The 17,155-nt window shown below is 72.6% G+C and carries 17 protein-coding genes; 6 read left to right on the plus strand and 11 right to left on the minus strand.

From position 1 onward, the window contains the following. Nucleotides 1-170: 170 nt before the first annotated feature. The 3 genes from ACFOWE_RS08745 to ACFOWE_RS08755 are packed head-to-tail and all read left to right on the plus strand — an operon-like array spanning nucleotide 171 to nucleotide 2,940. Nucleotides 171-845, plus strand: coding sequence for a response regulator (locus ACFOWE_RS08745; protein ID WP_377286661.1), 675 nt, complete (start codon nucleotides 171-173; stop codon nucleotides 843-845). Then, a complete protein-coding gene (locus tag ACFOWE_RS08750) occupies nucleotides 842-2,248 on the plus strand; it encodes an ATP-binding protein (RefSeq protein ID WP_377286662.1) in 1,407 nt (468 codons plus the stop codon). The genes ACFOWE_RS08745 and ACFOWE_RS08750 overlap by 4 nt, the downstream gene beginning before the upstream one ends. Further along, nucleotides 2,245-2,940, plus strand: coding sequence for a hypothetical protein (locus tag ACFOWE_RS08755; protein ID WP_377286664.1), 696 nt, complete (start codon nucleotides 2,245-2,247; stop codon nucleotides 2,938-2,940). Before ACFOWE_RS08750 ends, ACFOWE_RS08755 begins: the two co-directional genes overlap by 4 nt. Before the next feature lie 82 nt (nucleotides 2,941-3,022). On the opposite strand, the gene ACFOWE_RS08760 is transcribed toward ACFOWE_RS08755, so the two are convergent. The 8 genes from ACFOWE_RS08760 to ACFOWE_RS08795 form a co-directional block, all read right to left on the minus strand. Beyond that, nucleotides 3,023-4,345 carry a PhoH family protein gene (locus ACFOWE_RS08760; RefSeq protein ID WP_377286666.1) on the minus strand — a complete coding sequence of 441 codons (1,323 nt, stop codon included), beginning with the start codon at nucleotides 4,343-4,345 and terminating at the stop codon, nucleotides 3,023-3,025. 243 nt (nucleotides 4,346-4,588) lie between these two features. Further along, entirely contained in the window at nucleotides 4,589-5,356 is a 768-nt protein-coding gene (locus ACFOWE_RS08765; protein WP_377286667.1) for an isoprenyl transferase, read from the minus strand. Between the two features lie 111 nt (nucleotides 5,357-5,467). After that, entirely contained in the window at nucleotides 5,468-6,055 is a 588-nt protein-coding gene (locus ACFOWE_RS08770) for a hypothetical protein (protein WP_377286668.1), read from the minus strand. 126 nt (nucleotides 6,056-6,181) lie between these two features. Continuing rightward, the gene (locus tag ACFOWE_RS08775; protein WP_377286669.1) at nucleotides 6,182-6,682 is read right to left on the minus strand and encodes a hypothetical protein; all 501 of its coding nucleotides are present in this window, start codon (nucleotides 6,680-6,682) and stop codon (nucleotides 6,182-6,184) included. Further along, the gene (locus ACFOWE_RS08780; RefSeq protein ID WP_377286670.1) at nucleotides 6,675-7,481 is read right to left on the minus strand and encodes a DUF692 domain-containing protein; all 807 of its coding nucleotides are present in this window, start codon (nucleotides 7,479-7,481) and stop codon (nucleotides 6,675-6,677) included. The genes ACFOWE_RS08775 and ACFOWE_RS08780 overlap by 8 nt, the downstream gene beginning before the upstream one ends. Nucleotides 7,482-7,512: 31 nt before the next feature. Continuing rightward, nucleotides 7,513-8,505 (minus strand): TIGR04222 domain-containing membrane protein, encoded by a 993-nt coding sequence (locus ACFOWE_RS08785; protein WP_377286671.1) that lies wholly within the window; start codon nucleotides 8,503-8,505, stop codon nucleotides 7,513-7,515. Between the two features lie 135 nt (nucleotides 8,506-8,640). After that, entirely contained in the window at nucleotides 8,641-10,440 is a 1,800-nt protein-coding gene (locus tag ACFOWE_RS08790; RefSeq protein ID WP_377286673.1) for a phosphoenolpyruvate carboxykinase (GTP), read from the minus strand. A 291-nt stretch (nucleotides 10,441-10,731) separates the two neighbouring features. Then, nucleotides 10,732-11,259, minus strand: coding sequence for a hypothetical protein (locus ACFOWE_RS08795; protein WP_377286675.1), 528 nt, complete (start codon nucleotides 11,257-11,259; stop codon nucleotides 10,732-10,734). An 81-nt stretch (nucleotides 11,260-11,340) separates the two neighbouring features. Here ACFOWE_RS08795 and ACFOWE_RS08800 point away from each other — a divergent pair, with 81 nt between their 5' ends. Both ACFOWE_RS08800 and ACFOWE_RS08805 read left to right on the plus strand, forming a co-directional pair. Beyond that, nucleotides 11,341-12,831: an MFS transporter gene (locus tag ACFOWE_RS08800; protein WP_377286676.1), complete on the plus strand. Its 1,491-nt coding sequence runs from the start codon at nucleotides 11,341-11,343 to the stop codon at nucleotides 12,829-12,831. Then, complete coding sequence (locus tag ACFOWE_RS08805) at nucleotides 12,809-13,408, plus strand: acyl-CoA-like ligand-binding transcription factor (RefSeq protein WP_377286677.1); 600 nt, start codon at nucleotides 12,809-12,811, stop codon at nucleotides 13,406-13,408. Before ACFOWE_RS08800 ends, ACFOWE_RS08805 begins: the two co-directional genes overlap by 23 nt. Nucleotides 13,409-13,540: 132 nt before the next feature. Here ACFOWE_RS08805 and ACFOWE_RS08810 read toward each other — a convergent pair whose 3' ends face one another. From ACFOWE_RS08810 to ACFOWE_RS08820, 3 genes are all read right to left on the minus strand, one after another. Further along, on the minus strand, nucleotides 13,541-14,824 hold the full coding sequence (locus tag ACFOWE_RS08810) for a C40 family peptidase (RefSeq protein ID WP_377286678.1): 1,284 nt from the start codon (nucleotides 14,822-14,824) through the stop codon (nucleotides 13,541-13,543). Between the two features lie 208 nt (nucleotides 14,825-15,032). Then, the gene (gene greA / locus ACFOWE_RS08815; RefSeq protein WP_377286679.1) at nucleotides 15,033-15,536 is read right to left on the minus strand and encodes a transcription elongation factor GreA; all 504 of its coding nucleotides are present in this window, start codon (nucleotides 15,534-15,536) and stop codon (nucleotides 15,033-15,035) included. A gap of 103 nt (nucleotides 15,537-15,639) precedes the next feature. Next, on the minus strand, nucleotides 15,640-16,068 hold the full coding sequence (locus tag ACFOWE_RS08820; protein WP_377286680.1) for a DUF4307 domain-containing protein: 429 nt from the start codon (nucleotides 16,066-16,068) through the stop codon (nucleotides 15,640-15,642). Nucleotides 16,069-16,244: 176 nt separating this feature from the next. Between ACFOWE_RS08820 and mca the strand changes: the two genes are divergently transcribed. Next, the gene (mca, locus tag ACFOWE_RS08825) at nucleotides 16,245-17,129 is read left to right on the plus strand and encodes a mycothiol conjugate amidase Mca (protein ID WP_377286681.1); all 885 of its coding nucleotides are present in this window, start codon (nucleotides 16,245-16,247) and stop codon (nucleotides 17,127-17,129) included. Nucleotides 17,130-17,155 lie beyond the last annotated feature (26 nt).

The raw sequence follows: 17,155 nt of genomic DNA on the forward strand, positions 1-17,155 counted from the left end.
ACCACATCGATGTGATTTCAGTCACATTCGTCTCGTCGATCGTCCCGCACCTCCGGAGCCCCGCAGATACGGTCTCCGAGGGTGTTACAGGCCCGCACCATCACCTGTACGTCATGTCACATTTTCATGACGGAGCAGGGTCTGCGGGGTGTTGGAAGAATAATGACCGGGTGGCCGGCATTCTTCTCGTCGAAGACGACCCCTCGGTCCGGACCGGGCTCGAACTGGCCCTGACCCGGCAGGGTCACTCCGTGACCTCCTACGCCACCGGCGAGGAGGCTCTGGAGCACATCCGCGCGCGCCGTCCGGAGATCGCCGTGCTCGACGTCATGCTGCCCGGCATCGACGGCGTCGAGGTCTGCCGCCGGATCCGCAAGATGGACCAGCTCCCGGTGATCATCCTCACCGCCCGGGGCGACGACCTCGACGTGGTCGTGGGGCTGGAGGCCGGAGCCGACGACTACGTGGTCAAGCCGGTGGAGCCGCGCGTGCTGGACGCCCGGATCCGGGCGGTCCTGCGCCGGGCCGAGTCCGTCTCCTCCGACCGCGTCGCCTTCGGCGACCTGGTGATCGACAAGGGCGCGCTGAAGGTGACGATGGCCGGGCGGGAGGTCCACCTGACCCCCACCGAGCTCCGGCTCCTGCTGGAGCTCGTCCGCCACCCCGGCCAGGTGCTCAACCGCAGATACCTGCTCCGCTCCGTCTGGGACCACACCCACGCCGGGGACTCCCGGCTGGTGGACGCCTGCGTGCAGCGGATCCGCGCCAAGATCGAGCCGGTGCCCGCCGAGCCGGAGTTCATCCACACCGTGCGAGGCTTCGGGTACCGGTTCAGCCCGCCGTGAGGCGCCTGTACACCGGGCTCCGGGGCCGGCTGGTCATCGCCTTCACCCTCATCGCCGTGGCGGCCTCCGCGCTGGTCGCGGGCATCGGCTACGAGCTCGTCAAGAACCGGGTGATCGAGCGCGCGGAGGAGACGGCGGTGGCGGAGGTGCGCGGCACCCTCACGGGCACCCGGCTGCCCATCGGCGCGCTCTGGCCGGGGGACAGCCCCCCGACCGACCAGGAGATCGCCGCCCTGCAGAAGAGCCTGCGCGGACCGAACCGGGCGGTGGTGGTCGACTACGAGGGCTACCGGTACCAGGACGGGGAGTTCACCATGGAGGACGTCCCCGCCGACCTCCGCGCCCGGGCCGGCGACCGCATGGTGATCAAGCGGCAGGAGATGCGCGGCGGGATGTGGCTGGTGATCGGTACTCCCGTGTGGCGGGTGGAGCCTCTCCACCTCCCCCAGCCGACCGGCATGAACGTCTTCGTCTTCGTCCCCCTCGCCCAGGAGGAGGAGCTGCTGACCGGCATGCGCCGGCCGCTGACGACCGCCGGGGCCGTCATGCTCGCCATCGCGCTCACCGTGGCCCTGGTCTCGGCCCGGCGCGTGCTGCTCCCGGTCCGGCGGCTCGGCTCGGCCGCCCGCGCGCTCGGCGCCGGGCACCTGGACACCCGGCTCCCGGTGCACGGCCAGGACGAGCTGGCCGAGCTGACCGCGACGTTCAACGACACCGCCGCCGCGCTGGAGCGGAGCGTCTCCGAGCTGCGCGCGCTGGAGGCGATGTCCCGCCGGTTCGTGGCCGACGTCTCCCACGAGCTGCGGACCCCGCTGACCGCGATGACCGCGGTGACCGACATGCTCTCCGAGGAGGCCGAGCGGCTGCCCGACGAGTCGGCCGCCGCCGTACGGCTGGTGCTGCGTGAGATCGGGCGGCTGCGCACCCTGGTGGAGCAGCTCATCGAGGCGAGCCGGTTCGACTCGGGCACGGCCATGCTCAACCTGGAGACCGTGAACATCGCCGACGCGGTCCTCGACTGCCTGGAGATGCGGGGCTGGAGCGACCAGGTGGAGGTGGAGATCCCGGCGGGCCTGGCCTTCACCGCCGACCCCCGGCGCCTCGACGTGATCGTCGCCAACCTGGTCGGCAACGCCCTGCGCCACGGCGAGCGGCCCGTCGTGGTGACCGCCCGCACCACCGCCCACGGCCTGGAGGTGAAGGTGCGCGACCACGGCGCGGGCATCCCGGAGACGGACCTGCCCCACGTGTTCAACCGCTTCTACAAGGCCGGCAGGAGGGGGGACGGCAGCGGGCTGGGCCTGTCCATCGCCCGCTCCAACGCCCAGCTGCACGGCGGCACGATCTCGGTGCGCCCGCAGCGGCCCGGCACGCTCTTCACGGTCTGGCTGCCGCCCGCATGAGCCCGTACGGTGCCATGACGGCGGCGGCCCGGGCCGCGGCCCGGCGGCGGGAGGGGCGGCGGGGCCCGGCCGCCGCCCGTAGAGGGCTCGACGGGCTCGGCGGGCCCGGCGGGCTCCTGGCGGCCCTGCCTGCCGCGGGGCCGGCGGTGCTGCTGACAGTGCTGCTGACGGTGGTGCTGGTGGTGGCCGCCGGGTGCGGCATCACCCCCACCGAGGTCCGGGACCAGGGCCGCCCCCCGGTCATCAGCTACAGCCCGACCTGGGTGACGGTCTATCTGGTCCGCGACGGGAAACTGGAGCCCGCGCAGGTCCCGGTGGCCTCGGACTCGACCGAGAACATCGTCAAGACCCTCTTCCGCGCCGGGAGGCAGCCTCCGGACCCGGAGCTGACCAGCGAGCTGGCCGAGTTCGGCTACTACGACACCAAGACCACCCGGTACACCGAAGCCGAACGGCCCGCCGCCAACCAGGGCGACCTCGGCTACCGGCTCAACGTGATCATCACGGGCGAGGGCAGGCTCACCCGGCTGGGGATCGCCCAGATCACCTGCACCGTCCGGCAGAACAAGCAGGCCACCATCTGGAGCGTGGAGATCACCCGGCTCTTCCCCGGCTCCCCGGAGTCACTGGGCGAGCACAGCTGCTTCGAGTTCCAGGACCTGGCGGGCCCCGGCGTGCGCCTGCCCCCGTGACCGTGACAGTGGCGGGGCCGGGCCGTACGCCCGCCCCGTGACGGGGCCGGGCCGTGGGGCCCGGCCCCGCGGGCTACGCGGGCTACAGCGAGAAGTCCTCCAGCATCTCGGTGACCAGCGCGGCGATCGGCGAACGCTCCGAACGGGTCAGCGTGACGTGCGCGAAGAGCGGGTGCCCCTTGAGCTTCTCCACCACCGCGACCACGCCGTCGTGCCGGCCCACCCGCAGGTTGTCGCGCTGGGCCACGTCGTGGGTGAGCACGACCCGGGAGTTGGCGCCGATCCGGCTCAGCACCGTCAGCAGCACCCCGCGCTCCAGCGACTGCGCCTCGTCGACGATCACGAAGGCGTCGTGCAGCGAGCGGCCGCGGATGTGGGTGAGCGGGAGCACCTCCAGCATGCCCCGGTCGATGACCTCCTCGATCACCTCGGGCGTGGTCACCGCGCCCAGGGTGTCGTAGACGGCCTGCGCCCACGGGCCCATCTTCTCGTTCTCGGAACCGGGCAGGTAGCCCAGCTCCTGGCCGCCCACGGCGTACAGCGGGCGGAAGACGATGACCTTGCGGTGCTGGCGGCGCTCCAGCACGGCCTCCAGGCCCGCGCAGAGCGCGAGTGCGGACTTGCCGGTGCCCGCCCGGCCGCCCAGCGAGACGATGCCGACCTCGGGGTCCATCAGCAGGTCGAGGGCGATGCGCTGCTCGGCGGAGCGGCCGTGCACGCCGAACACCTCGCGGTCGCCGCGGACCAGCCGCACGGACTTGTCCGGCAGCACCCTGCCCAGCGCCGACCCTCGCGCCGACAGCAGGCGCAGGCCGGTGTGCGTGGGCAGCTCACGGGCCTCGGACAGGTCGGCGGCGCCGTGCTCGAAGAGCGTCTCGATGTCCTCCTCCGTCACCTGCAGCTCCGCCATGCCGGTCCAGCCCGACTCCATGACGAGCTCCGCGCGGTACTCCTCCGCGGCCAGCCCGACGGAGGCGGCCTTGATCCGCATCGGGAGGTCCTTGGAGACGAGCACCACGTCGTTGCCCTCGGCGGCCAGGGAGCGCGCCACGGTCAGGATGCGGGTGTCGTTGTCGCCGAGCCGGAAGCCGGCGGGCAGGACGGACGGGTCGCTGTGGTTCAGCTCGACCCGGATGGTGCCCTCGCCGATCGGCATGGGCTCGTCCAGACGTCCGTGGGTCACCCTCAGGTCGTCGAGGAGCCTCAGCGCCTTGCGCGCGAAGTAGCCGAGCTCGGGGTGGTGGCGCTTGGCCTCCAACTCGGTGATGACGACGATCGGGAGGACGACCTCGTGCTCGGCGAAGCGGCTCAGCGCCGCCGGGTCCGCCAGCAGGACCGAGGTGTCCAGGACGTACGTCTTCCGGCCGGCGGCCGGCGACGTGGATGCGGACGAAGGGTGTGCCACGCGTTCTCCCCCGGGCGCCCTGGGGGGCGCCCTGCCATGAGCTGGGATGCGGACCGGACCCGGGCCCGCGCTCGCGACGTGCCGAGCGGGCGCCGGCGACCGGCCCCCCTCGGCGGTTCGTGACGCAAAGGCGGGCCCTCTCCGGAGTAGGCGAGCCGCGCTCGCCTACTTCTTACGGTACGTCCTGAATACCCCCTGTCCAATGGGTCGAACGTGACCGAAAGACAGGTTTCACATTGCGTTTCAGGTTCCGTACCGGCGGTGCCGCGCGGCGTAGGAGCGGAGAGCCCGCAGGAAGTCGATTCTGCGGAAGTCAGGCCAGTAGGCCTCGCAGAAATAGAACTCCGAGTGGGCGCTCTGCCAGAGCAGGAATCCGGAGAGCCGCTGCTCTCCCGAGGTCCGGATGACCAGGTCCGGGTCGGGCTGGCCGCGCGTGTAGAGATGCTCCGCGATGTGCTCCACATCGAGGACCTCGACGAGGTCCTCGATGGTCGCCCCCTTGCTGGCGTGCTCCAGCAGGAGGGAGCGCACCGCATCAGCGATCTCACGCCTTCCTCCATACCCAACCGCAACGTTCACAATCAAACCTGGACGGTGCGATGTGGCTTCTTTTGCCTCTTTGAGGACACGCGCCGTGTGATCGGGCAGAAGATCGAGCGCTCCCATCGGCTTGATGTGCCAGCCCGCCGCCACGAGCTCCTGCACCACGTCCTCGATGATCTTCATGAGGGGTTCGAGCTCGTCCTTGGAGCGGTTGATGTTCTCACTGGACAGCAGCCACACGGTGACGACCTCGACCCCGGCCTCCCGGCACCAGCAGAGCAGCTCGGAGATCTTGTCGGCCCCCTTGCGGTGGCCCCGGCTGACGTCGTCGATGCCCATCGCGCGGGCCCAGCGGCGGTTGCCGTCCACGATGACGCCGACATGGCGGGGGACCATCTCCGGGTGGCGGGACAGCTTGCCTTCCAGCCGGCGCTCGTACAGCCGGTAGACGAGATCGCGCACGCCCATGTGGATTCCCTCCCGCGAGCGCCCGTAGCCTGCGGACGCCGACAGGCAATTATCGCCCGGTTCCGGCACCTCTCGGCTCACCCGCCGGACCGGCGGGCGCACCGGCGGCCCTCAGGTCCGCGCGGCGCCGCCCGGCACCCGCGGCCGCAGGCACTCCTCCGCCTCCTCGACGAGCTCCTGGACGAAGCCGGCCAGCTCCGCGGAGGTGAGCACGGCCCGCAGCCCCACACCGCCGCTCCCCCACGCCTCCAGCAGCGCCCTCCTGGTCAGCCGCCACCCGCCCGCGCCCCCGCGCTCGCCGGGAGCCCAGACGGGGATCGTGCGCAGCCGGCAGCGGAGCTCGCCCCCGTCGAGGACGCCCCTCCTGCTCCGGTAACGAAAAGCGAACAGTTCGCCGTCCTCGTCCGCGCAGCCGTCCCTCCGGCCCTCCCCTCGGCCGTCCCCCGGCCCGGAGCGGCCCGGCGGTTCGGGGAAGCGGTCGTCCGGGTCGGGCCACCGTCCCGTCCGGTCGGCGCGCGCCTGCGCGACCCCCCTCGCCAGCCGGGCGAGGAACCAGCCGCACCGCTCCCCCACCGTCCCGTACGGCACGCCGTCGCGGCGCAGTTCCAGTGTGACCTCGTACGGCTCGCCGACGCTGTCCAGGCACGCCACCGGCGTGACGACCAGGCACGACCCATCAACGCAGCGAAGTTGCCCCACGTCAGGGAGCGTATCCTCCCCCAGCCCGGCAAAACGTCCCGTTCACCACCAGAGCCGCCCCGTGTCCCGCGCCCCGGACCGTCAGCGGGCTCCCGCCGGGCGGCTCAGCCCTGCCCATCGGGCGGCTCAGCCCTGCCCATCGGACGGCTCGGCCCTCTCTGCCGGACGGCCGCCGGGCGGGGCGGTCCGCCCTCCGCCCAGCCACCGGGCCGGCCGGATCCACCGGATCCACCGGCCGCCGGGCGCGGCGGGCGGGGCCGGGCGGGGCTCCTCCGCGATCCGGCCGCTCCGCCTGAGGTACTCGGCGAACCCCCCGGCGTCGGCGCGGTAGCCGCCGGGCGGTTTGGGCCGGCTCCGCGCGTAGGCGGTGAACTCCCGCGCGAAGTCGCCGCCGAGGGCCGCGGCGAGGTCCGGACGGAGCCGGGCCACCACTCTCCGCCGCTTGGCGACCAGGCTCGCCGTCTGGATCCGCAGCCGCCCGGCGTCGAAGCCGGGAGGCGGCTGCGCCCCCGCCACCAGCGCGGCCACCAGCTCCGCCTGCGCCCTCGCCAGCTCCTCGCGGCCGGCCGCCAGCTCCTCGCGGCCGGCCGCCGGTTCCGCCCGCACCGGCTCCCGGGGGTCAGCCACGGGCCATCGCACCGCGGATGCGGTCCAGCTCCGCCGCCAGGGCCTCGTCGCTCGGGTAGTCGGCGTCCCACTCCAGCAGCACCCCGGGCGGGTCCACCCGGGCGCACAGCTCCGACAGGACCTCCAGGACGTCGGCGGGGACGTGGGCGGTGTGGGTGTCGTGCCAGACGCCGTCGTGCTCGTGACCGCCGGCGACGTGGACGTAGGCGAGTTCGGACAGCGGCAGGGCGTCCAGCGCGGCGACGGCCGGCAGGCCCAGGTTGACCTGGTTGGTGTAGAGGTTGGCCACGTCGACGAGGAGCTTGACGCCGGTCCGCTCCACCAGTTCGCCGAGGAACTCCGCCTCGGTCATCTCGTCCTCCGGCCAGCCGAACAGCGCCGCCACGTTCTCCAGCGCCAGCGGCACCGGGAGGGCGTCCTGCGCCCGCCGCACGTTCTCCGTCAGGATCGCGAGCGCCCGCCGGGTGCGCGGGACCGGGAGCAGGTGGCCCGCCTCCAGGCCGCCCGCCCGCACGAAGGCCACGTGCTCGCTGACCAGCGGCGCGTCCAGCGCCCGCGCGCACGCCGCCAGGTGCGCCAGCCGGGCCTCCTCCGGCGGCTCGGCGCCGCCCAGCCCCAGTCCGACCCCGTGCGGGATCACCGGCACGCCCCGGGCGCGGAGCACCCGCAGCGACTCCGGGAGCCGGTCCGGGCGCACGTTCTCCGCGACCACCTCGACGAAGTCGACGCCGGGCAGCCGCTCCACGGTCAGGTCGATCTCCGGCCGCCAGCCGATGCCGACGCCGAGCCTGCCGCTCACGGGCGTCCACCCGCCGTCCGCCGAACCGCCGTCACCCGCCGCTCCCGCAACCTCCGCCGCCGCCGCAGCTGGAACCGCCCCCGCAGCTGGAGCCGCCGCCCGAGTCGCCGGAGCCTCCGAAGTCGCCCCCGCCCCAGCCTCCCGAGCCGAAGTCCCCGCCGCCGTAGGAGACGTCCCCGGAGCTCCCCGAGCCGCCGCCGCACGCGCCGGACACGGCCGCGGAGGAGGCCCCGCCGTCGTCCTTCCTCAGCTCCTCCTCCACCGCGGGGTCGTCGACCTGGCTCAGGCCGTACAGGGCGACGGGGGCGCCGACGGCGAGGGCCGGGTCGCCCTGGACCGGCCGGGCGCCGCGGACGTGCACGCGGCGGGCGGCGGCGAGCACGTCGTGGCCGGCACGGGTGAGCACGTTGCGCACCGCCGCGCGCTGCACGCCGTAGGTGATGAACCCGGTCGCCGTCGCCGCCGCGCCGATCACGAGCGCGCCGACGGCCAGCCCGTGGCCGCCGCTCGCCACGAGGCCCGGGACGAGCACGGCGGCCTCCACGATCGCCGCGGCCAGCGAGACGAACAGCAGCCGGTTCAGCAGGCTCCGGGCGCGGTCGAGCGCGCCGTCGGGCACCAGCAGGCCCAGACTCGTCAGGTGGTCGCGCAGGGAGGCCATCGCCGGGCCCTCGGCCACGGCGCGGCGCACCTCTCCGACCGGGCGGGAGCCGGACCCGGAGGCCAGGAACGACAGGACGGCCTGCTCGAGGCCGTCCGGGGACGGCGGCGCCCCGGCGACGAGGCTGATCTGCCCGCCGCGCGCGACGCGGATGCCGCCGCCGCGGGCCAGCATGGCCAGCGCGGTGTTGACCGCCCGGCGCGGCCCGCCGGCCAGATAGGCCAGATGGTAGGGGGAGAGCGGCGCGCCGTGGTGGCGGGCGGCGACTCCGCGGACGGCGCTCTGCGCCCCGCTCACGACCGCCGCCGTGGTGATGACCGTCACGATCAGGAGCATCGCGATGACGAACAGCGCGACTTCCATGCTCGCCTCCTGGAGGGAAGGGGGACTGCTCCCCGTCTGCCAGGTAGACGCGCGGAACCGCGCGGAAGTTTCCGCCGGAACGTCTCGATTCGGCCGCGCGGCGGGCGGGGACCCGGTCCCCGCCCGCCGGCCGGATCAGCCCAGGCGCTCGACCAGGGCGTCGTACTCGTCCCAGAGCTCCTTGGGCACGTGGTCGCCGAAGGTCTCGAAGAAGGGCGGGATGAGCCTCGCCTCCTCCTTCCAGACCTCCCTGTCCACGGACAGGAGCGTCCTCAGGTCCTCCTCCGGCAGGTCGAGGCCCTCGGTGTCCAGCGCGGCCGGGAGCAGGCCGATGGGCGTCTCGACGGCCTCGGCGCGGCCGTTGAGGCGGTCCACGATCCACTTGAGCACGCGGCTGTTCTCGCCGAAGCCGGGCCAGATGAACCTGCCCTCGGCGTTCTTGCGGAACCAGTTCACGTAGTAGATGCGCGGCAGCCGGGCGCCCTCGCGCTTGCCGATCCTGACCCAGTGGGCGAAGTAGTCGCCCATGTTGTAGCCGCAGAACGGCAGCATCGCGAAGGGGTCGCGGCGCAGCTCGCCGACCTTGCCCTCGGCGGCGGCGGTCTTCTCGGAGGCGATGTTCGCCCCGATGAAGACGCCGTGGTCCCAGCTGCGCGCCTCGGTGACGAGCGGGACGGCGGTGGCGCGGCGCCCGCCGAAGAGGATCGCCGAGATCGGCACGCCCTTCGGGTCCTGCCACTCGGGGGCGATGGTCGGGCACTGGCCCGCCGGGGTGGTGAACCGGGCGTTCGGATGGGCGGCCGGCTCGTCGCCGTCCGGCGTCCAGTCGCGGCCCTTCCAGTCGGTCAGGTGCGCCGGGGGCTCGTCGGTCAGGCCCTCCCACCACACGTCGCCGTCGTCGGTGAGCGCGACGTTGGTGAAGATGCTGTTGCCCCAGAGCGTCTTGATCGCGTTGGCGTTGGTGGACTCGCCGGTGCCGGGCGCCACGCCGAAGAAACCGGCCTCCGGGTTGATCGCGTACAGCCGGCCGTCCTCGCCGAAGCGCATCCAGGCGATGTCGTCGCCGATCGTCTCGACCTTCCAGCCGGGGATCGTCGGCTGGAGCATGGCCAGGTTGGTCTTGCCGCACGCGGACGGGAACGCCGCCGCGATGTAGCGGGTCTCCCCCTCCGGCGGGGTGAGCTTGAGGATGAGCATGTGCTCGGCCAGCCAGCCCTCGTCGCGGGCCATGGTGCTGGCGATGCGCAGCGCGTAGCACTTCTTGCCGAGCAGGGCGTTGCCGCCGTACCCGGAGCCGTAGGACCAGATCTCGCGGGTCTCGGGGAAGTGGCTGATGTACTTGGTGGAGCTGCACGGCCACGGCACGTCGGCCTGGCCGGGCTCCAGGGGCGCGCCGACCGAATGCACGGCCTTGACGAAGTCGCCGCGCTCCTCGATGAGCCGGAGGGCGGGCTCGCCCATCCTGGTCATGATCCGCATCGACACGACCACGTAGGGCGAGTCGGTGATCTCGACGCCGAGCTGGGAGATCTCCCCGCCGAGCGGTCCCATGCAGAACGGCACCACGTACATGGTGCGCCCGCGCATGCATCCGGCGAACAGCTCGCCGAAGGTCTCGCGCATCTCGCCGGGGGCGATCCAGTTGTTGGTCGGCCCGGCGTCCTCCTCCTTCTCGGAGCAGATGAAGGTGCGGTCCTCCACGCGGGCGACGTCGGTCGGGTCGGAGACCGCGTAGAAGCTGTTCTGCCGTTTGGCGAGGCGCTTGAAGGTGCCCCGCTCGACCAGCAGGTTCGTCAGGCGTGTCCACTCCGCTTCCGAGCCGTCGCACCATTCGATCCGGTCCGGGCGGGTCAGCTCGGCGATCTCATTGACCCAGGCGATCAGTTCCTTGTGGGTGGTCGGGCTGGGGGCGGATACGTCAACCGTTGCGGTCACTGTGGCGGCTCCTTCACGCTTCTCAGGGCGGAATCATCATCGGCAATAAACCGGATGCGATCCAATTGGATTAGACCAGTGAATTCGCTCCGGCCGCCTGCCTCTGCGGGCCCCCGCCGGTGCCGTCGGCGTCCGTATGGGCTGGCAGGGGCCGCGATGATTCTTCTCCTCTACCCAGAAGAAACATGTTTAAATGACCCGCGAGTGACATTGGTATAGGCCACCGGCGGAGGTCTAAACCAATTCAGTGACAGGTCCAGACCAATTTCCCGGTCTTTTTCCCGCTCCGCCTCAGGGTGCCACGTCGGGGCCGGCGGCGCGGACCCGGTCGACCTGCTGGAGCGCCTCCCTCAACTCGGCCAGCCAGGAGTCGGTGTTCCTGCCCACCAGGCGCACGCACCAGGCGAGCGCGTCGCTGCGACTGCGCGCCACGCCGGCGGCCACCAGGGTGTCGAGCACGCGCCGCTCGGGCTGGCGGAGCCGGGTCATGACGGGGACCGAGAGTGTGGTGAACATCACCCTCAGGCCGTCCACCCGGACCCCCCAGGACACCTTCCGGCGGAACCGGTGCTCGGCCTCGCGGGCGATCTCGATGCGCCGCTCCCGGGTCTCCTCCCTGAAGCGCTGCACGGCCCCCTCCAGCGCGGCGGCCCGTTCGGTCTCCGTGACGTCCTCGCCGAGCGCGGGCGGGCGGATCACCCCCACCACCGCGATCTCCTCCCGGTCCAGCGTGATCTCCGGGGCCTCCTGGAACCAGCCCTCCGGCAGCCGCCCGGAGAACCACCCGCGCAGCATCACTTCCGCTTCTCCACTTTCCATGTAATCAGCATTACATAACCACTCGGAGGAGGCCAGGAAATTTTTTGACAGCAGCTACTTTTTGAGAGTTACTCTCAAAACATGGTCTCTTCCACTTCTCCCCGCCGCTGGTGGGCCCTCACCGCCCTGGTGCTCAGCGTCCTGGTCATCGGACTGGACGCCACGATCCTCAACGTCGCCCTGCCCACGCTCGCCGTGGACCTCGGCGCCTCGACCGGAGAGCTGCAGTGGATCGTGGACGCCTACCTGATCCCCTTCGCCGCCCTCATGCTTCCCGCGGGCGCCCTCGGTGACCGGTTCGGGCGCAAGCGGCTCCTGCTGGCCGGGCTGGCCGTCTTCGGCGCGGCCTCCGCCCTCGCGACACTGGCCGGCGGCCCGGCGTCGCTCGTCGCCGCCCGCGTGCTCCTCGGCGTCGGCGCGGCCCTGGTCATGCCCCTGTCCGTGTCGATCCTGCCGAGCCTGTTCGCCCCCCACGAGCGCGCGAAGGCCATCGCGGCCTGGTCCGCGGGCATGGCCCTCGGCCTGCCGCTGGGACCGATCATGGGCGGTTACCTGCTCGACCGCTTCTGGTGGGGGTCGATCTTCCTGATCAACATCCCCGTGGTGGCGGTCGCCCTGGTGGCCGCCGCGCTGCTGCTGCCCGAGTCCCGCGACGAGCGCCGTCCCCGCGTCGACCTGCCCGGCGCCCTGCTCTCGGTGGGCGGGCTCACCGCGCTCGTCTACGGCGTGATCGAGGCGCCCGAGGCCGGCTGGACGTCCCCGCCCGTGCTGGCCGCGCTCGTCTCCGGACTGGTCCTGCTCGGCGCCTTCGCCGCGGTGGAGGCCCGCTCCCCCGCGCCGATGATGGACCTGCGGCTCTTCGCCGACCGCGTCTTCCTCTGGGGCTCCATCGGCGCGACCCTCGTCTCCCTGACCCTGATGGGCGTGCTGTTCGTCGTCCCGCTCCACCTGCAGGCCGTCGGAGGGCACGACGCCTTCGGCACCGGGCTCCGCGTCATCCCCATGGTGGCGGGCCTGATGGCGGGCGGGCTGGCCGGCGAGAAGCTGCTGGGCCGGCTGGACCTGCGCGTGCTCATGCCCGCCGGCCTGACCGTGCTCGCGGCCGGGCTCGCCCTCGGCGGCCTGACCGGCGTCTCCTCCGGGTACGGCTTCACCGCCGCCTGGCTGACCGTCGCGGGGTTCGGGGTGGGGGCGGCGATGGTCCCGGCCATGGACGGCGTGCTCGCCGTGCTGCCCGAGGACCGGACGGGCGCCGGCTCCGGCACGCTGCAGACGCTCCGCCAGGTCGGCGGCGCGTTCGGCGTCGCGGGACTGGGCGGCCTGCTGACCGCCGTCTACACCGGCGGCCTGCCCGCAGGCGCCCCCGGGGCCGCGCGGGACTCCGTGGCTGCGGCCGTACGGCTCGGCGACCCGGCGCTCGCCGCGGCCGCGCGGGAGGCGTTCGTCGCCGGGATGGACGCGGTGCTGCTGGTCTGCGCCGCCCTGGCGCTGGCGGGCGCCGCGGCCACCGCGGTGTTCATGCGCGCGGGCGAGGCGCGAGAATCGGCGCATGAGCTCACCTCCGCGCGCTGAGGGACTGCGCGAACGCAAGAAGGCCAGGACTCGGCGGACGATCCAGGAGCAGGCCCTGCGGTTGTTCGCCGAGCAGGGCTACGAGGCGACGACGGTCGAGCAGATCGCGGAGGCCGCCGAGGTCTCGCCCAGCACGTTCTTCCGCTACTTCCCGACCAAGGAGGACGTGGTCCTCACCGACGACTACGACCCGGTGATCCTGGAGGCGCTGGCCGCCCAGCCCCCCGGGCTGGCGCCGGTGCCCGCGCTGCGCGCCACGATGCGGGCGGCCTTCACCCGCATCCCCCCCGAGGAGGAGCGGCAGATCCTCGCCCGGACCAGGCTCCAGATCAGCCATCCCACGCTGCGGGCCCGCACCGTCGACAACATGATGGCCACCATCGACATGCTCGCCCGCCCCCTGTCCGAGCGCATGGGCCGCGACCCCGACGACCCGCTCGGCCGCACGGCCGCCGGCGCGGTGGTCGGGGCCATGATCCCCGCCCTGTTCACCTGGGCGGAGAGCGGCGGCGCCCGCCCGATGGCCGACGCCGTCGACGAGGCCCTCGCCCTGCTGGAGTCGGGACTGCGTCCCTGACCCGCCGCGTGCGGCGGACGGCTCCGGCGTGCGGACGCGGAGCCTGACGGACAGAGCCTGGCGGACAGAGCCTGACGGACATGGGGCCGGGTGGCCCGCGCCCCGCCCGGCGCCCCCGGGAGGCCCGCCCGCTCAGCGGGCCAGGGCGGCGAAGTGCGGGCTGACCCGGACGGCCCCGGCGAAGTTCTTCGTGGTGACCGGGACCAGCTTGACCACGTCCCCGGTCCGCGGGGCGTGCAGCATCTTCCCGTCGCCCCAGTAGATCGCCACGTGCGAGACGTATCCGGGGTTGGTCGGGTCATGGCGCCAGAACAGCAGGTCGCCCGGCTGCGCCTGGTCGAGCGGGACCTGCGGGCCGGAGACGAACTGCTGGTGCGTCACCCGGGGCACCCGGACGCCCGCCTGCGCGTAGGCCCACTGGACCAGCCCGGAGCAGTCGAAGGCGTCCGGCCCCTCGGCCCCCCACACGTACGGCCTGCCGAGCTTGCTCGCCGCCGCGGCGAGCACGGTCCGGGTCTGGGCGGCGTTCATGAAGGCCGAGGCGGGCCAGACCTTCCGCGGGGAGGCCGCGAGGACCGGGTTGACCGTGACCACCTGGCTGCCTTTCGGCAGGACCTTGAGCAGGGCGGCGCGAAGCCTGGCGGAGTCGGCGCCCGGCGCGCTCACCACCAGGGCGTTGTCCTCCGGGATGCCCAGCCGCCGGGCCGTCTGCCGGGAGACCACCGCGTCGACCGCGCCCATGCCCATCGTGGCGTAGGCGCCCACCCGCAGGGCGTGCCCGCCGCCGGTGACGGTGCGGCCCAGCTCCATGCCCCCGTCGTTGCCGAGGACGAAGGAGACGGCGATCTCACCGGCCGCGACGTTCTGCCAGAGCTTGTCGGACCTGGCGGTCGGCCGTGGCGTGTAGGCGCGGAAGGTGGAGGGGTCCACGCCCAGGGTCTGCACGCGCTTGCCGTCCAGCACGACCTCGGCCGCGTCGGCGCGCTCGATCGCCCGGATCCCCTTGATCCGGGCCGCCCGGGCCACCACGGCCGAGCTCAGCGGCCGGTGCGCCACCACGAACAGGTTGGGCTCGCGCATCCGGATGAGCGGGGCGACGGCCGGCGGGGCCGCGGGCGCGGCGCTCGGCGCCGCCGGAGCGCCGCCGGCGGCGTCGGCACCACCGGCGGGGCGTTCGGCGGGCCTGCGCACGGCGACGGTCTCCGGATCCCGGCCCCGTTCCTGCTCCGTCAGCTGGCCGAGCACCACGAAGTCGGCCACGACCACCGCGACCAGCAGGAACGCGATGACCGGGACCATCTGTCCCTGCACGCCGATGTCACGCCGGCCGTGCCGGAGCCGGAGTCCGGAGCCGTAGGCGAGGTCTCGGCGGATCTCCCGGAGCAGACCGGACACGCGCGGCCGCCGCTCGAACACCTCGCCCCCTCACGTCCGGTGCCATCCCCTTGCGGGCACCCGCTGGGCGCCCGGCCCTACGAGCCTGCCGCACATCGCTTCCGGATGCACGCGAAGGCGTCGAATCGCTCCCTACCCGCCTCATGGTCACAGGAGGGAATGGAAAAGGACTGGCGGACATGGCGATCCGCCGGGACCCGGGTCCCGGCGGATCGTCCGTCGCCGCGGGTCAGTTGCCGCCGTTGTACGGCACGGCCTCGAGGATCTCCACGGTGTTGGAGCGGCCGTTGGGCATCGTGTAGGTGGCCTTCTCGCCGATCTTCTTGCCGTTGATCGCCGCGCCGAGCGGGGACTTGGGCGAGTAGACGTCGATCGGGGCGCCGCTCTCCTCGCGGGAGGCCAGCAGGAACGTGACCTCCTCGTCGTCGCCCTCGAAGCGGACCGTGACGGTCATGCCCGGCCCGACGACGCCCTCGGTGCGCGGGGCCTCGCCGACCTTGGCGCTGTCCAGGATCTGGCGGAGGTGGAAGATGCGGGCCTCCATCTTGCCCTGCTCGTCCTTGGCCGCGTGGTAGCCGCCGTTCTCCCGCAGGTCGCCCTCCTCGCGGGCGGCCTCGATCTTCTTGGCGATTTCGACGCGCCCGCGCCCCGAGAGGTATTCGTACTCCTGCTTGAGGCGGTCGTACGCCTCCTGAGTCAGCCAGGTGACGCTCTCGTTGTGGGAGTCGGCCACGGGTTCTCCTTGCTTCCTCTGTGGGGCATCGTGCTGGGTAGCGGACGATCGAATCTCGAAAGGCTAACAAGTCAACCGGTCGAACGCTTCCCCAAATGTCTCACTATACGAGATAGCAGTACTCGACGTCTGCGGATGTCGCCGGAGCACTGAGCTGTAGCCGCTCAGTAAGGCGGACATACCCCTCACCGGCGGGTATTTCCACCTCCCGAGTCCCGACCTGGGCGTGGTTGACGTCCATGGCCTGCAGCCGGCAGACCGCGGCGCGCTCGGCGGGCTTGACCACCTCGAAGGTGATCTCCGCGTGGCCCCCCTGATCGACGTCGAAGGCGATGACCTGGTTGATGACCTCCGTCTCGCCCTTGGCCGCCCACATCACGTAGCCCCAGCCGCCCGCGGTCACCGCGCACAGGATCGCGATCACCACGTGCACCACGAAGCGCCCCCTGCGCTCCGGGCGGTCGGGGAAGTCACCGGGGGTGCCGAGGACGGGACCCTCGAAACGGCCCTGGTCGGCCTCGCTGGTGGCCATGACGGAATCTCCCTGCACTACCTCGGCGTTATCCGAGACAATTGTCCCCCGCGTGGGTCCCGCCCTCGCGACCGCCATAGAGAAACTAGCCTCTCCCTGGAGTGATCCAGGCCAACGCGCGAGGCGCGGGGACCCGAGCGGCACCGTTGAACCGTTGAAGAGGAGACGTCGAGCCCGTGAGTGCACCGCTGAGGCTGATGGCCGTTCACGCGCATCCTGACGACGAGTCGAGCAAGGGCGCCGCCACCATGGCGCGCTACGTGGCCGAAGGCGTGGACGTGCTCGTGTGCACCCTCACCGGAGGGGAGCGCGGCTCGATCCTGAACCCCAAGATGGACCGCCCCGAGATCCTCGAGAACATCGGCGAGGTGCGCCGCCAGGAGATGGACCGGGCCCGCGAGATCCTCGGGGTCCAGCAGCGTTTCCTGGGGTTCGTCGACTCCGGCCTGCCGGAGGACGAGAGCGAGCCGCTGCCCGAGGGCTGCTTCGCGCTCCAGCCGCTCGAGGTCGCCGCGGCGCCGCTGGTCGCGGCGGTGCGCGAGTTCAGGCCGCACGTCATCCTCACCTACGACGACGACGGCGGCTACCCGCACCCCGACCACATCATGACCAACCGCGTCTCGGTGGAGGCCTTCGAGGCCGCGGGCGACCCCGACCGCTATCCCGGGACCGGTCAGCCCTGGCAGCCGCTGAAGCTCTACTACCACATGGGCTTCACCAAGGAGCGGTTCGAGGCGCTGCACGAGGCGATGACCTCGCGCGGCATCGGCTCGCCGTACGCCGACTGGATCGCCCGCTGGGAGGACCGCCCGCAGAAGTGGCCGGTGACCAGCCGCGTCCCCTGCGGCGACTACTTCGAGGTCCGCGACCGGGCGCTGCTCGCGCACGCCACCCAGGTCGACCCGGACGGGTTCTGGTTCGTCTGCCCCCGCGAGCTGCAGCAGGAGGTCTGGCCGACCGAGGACTACCACCTGGCCCGCTCCCTGGTGGACACCGAGCTGCCCGAGGACGACCTGTTCGCCGGGATCCACGCCGACGACGTGGCCCCGGCCTGCCCCTGACACGACCACGGGGTGGCGGTGGCAGA

The organism is Planomonospora corallina, assembly GCF_042650625.1.
Classification (GTDB): domain Bacteria; phylum Actinomycetota; class Actinomycetes; order Streptosporangiales; family Streptosporangiaceae; genus Planomonospora_B; species Planomonospora_B corallina.

What these genes read in the sequence shown, in the direction of transcription:
- ACFOWE_RS08755 (WP_377286664.1), top strand. Translation starts at nt 2,245, where the DNA reads ATGAGCCCGTACGGTGCCATGACGGCGGCGGCCCGGGCCGCGGCCCGG.
- ACFOWE_RS08765 (WP_377286667.1), bottom strand. Translation starts at nt 5,356, where the DNA reads ATGGGCGTGCGCGATCTCGTCTACCGGCTGTACGAGCGCCGGCTGGAA.
- ACFOWE_RS08785 (WP_377286671.1), bottom strand. Translation starts at nt 8,505, where the DNA reads ATGGAAGTCGCGCTGTTCGTCATCGCGATGCTCCTGATCGTGACGGTC.
- ACFOWE_RS08795 (WP_377286675.1), bottom strand. Translation starts at nt 11,259, where the DNA reads ATGGAAAGTGGAGAAGCGGAAGTGATGCTGCGCGGGTGGTTCTCCGGG.
- ACFOWE_RS08800 (WP_377286676.1), top strand. Translation starts at nt 11,341, where the DNA reads ATGGTCTCTTCCACTTCTCCCCGCCGCTGGTGGGCCCTCACCGCCCTG.
- ACFOWE_RS08805 (WP_377286677.1), top strand. Translation starts at nt 12,809, where the DNA reads ATGAGCTCACCTCCGCGCGCTGAGGGACTGCGCGAACGCAAGAAGGCC.
- ACFOWE_RS08820 (WP_377286680.1), bottom strand. Translation starts at nt 16,068, where the DNA reads ATGGCCACCAGCGAGGCCGACCAGGGCCGTTTCGAGGGTCCCGTCCTC.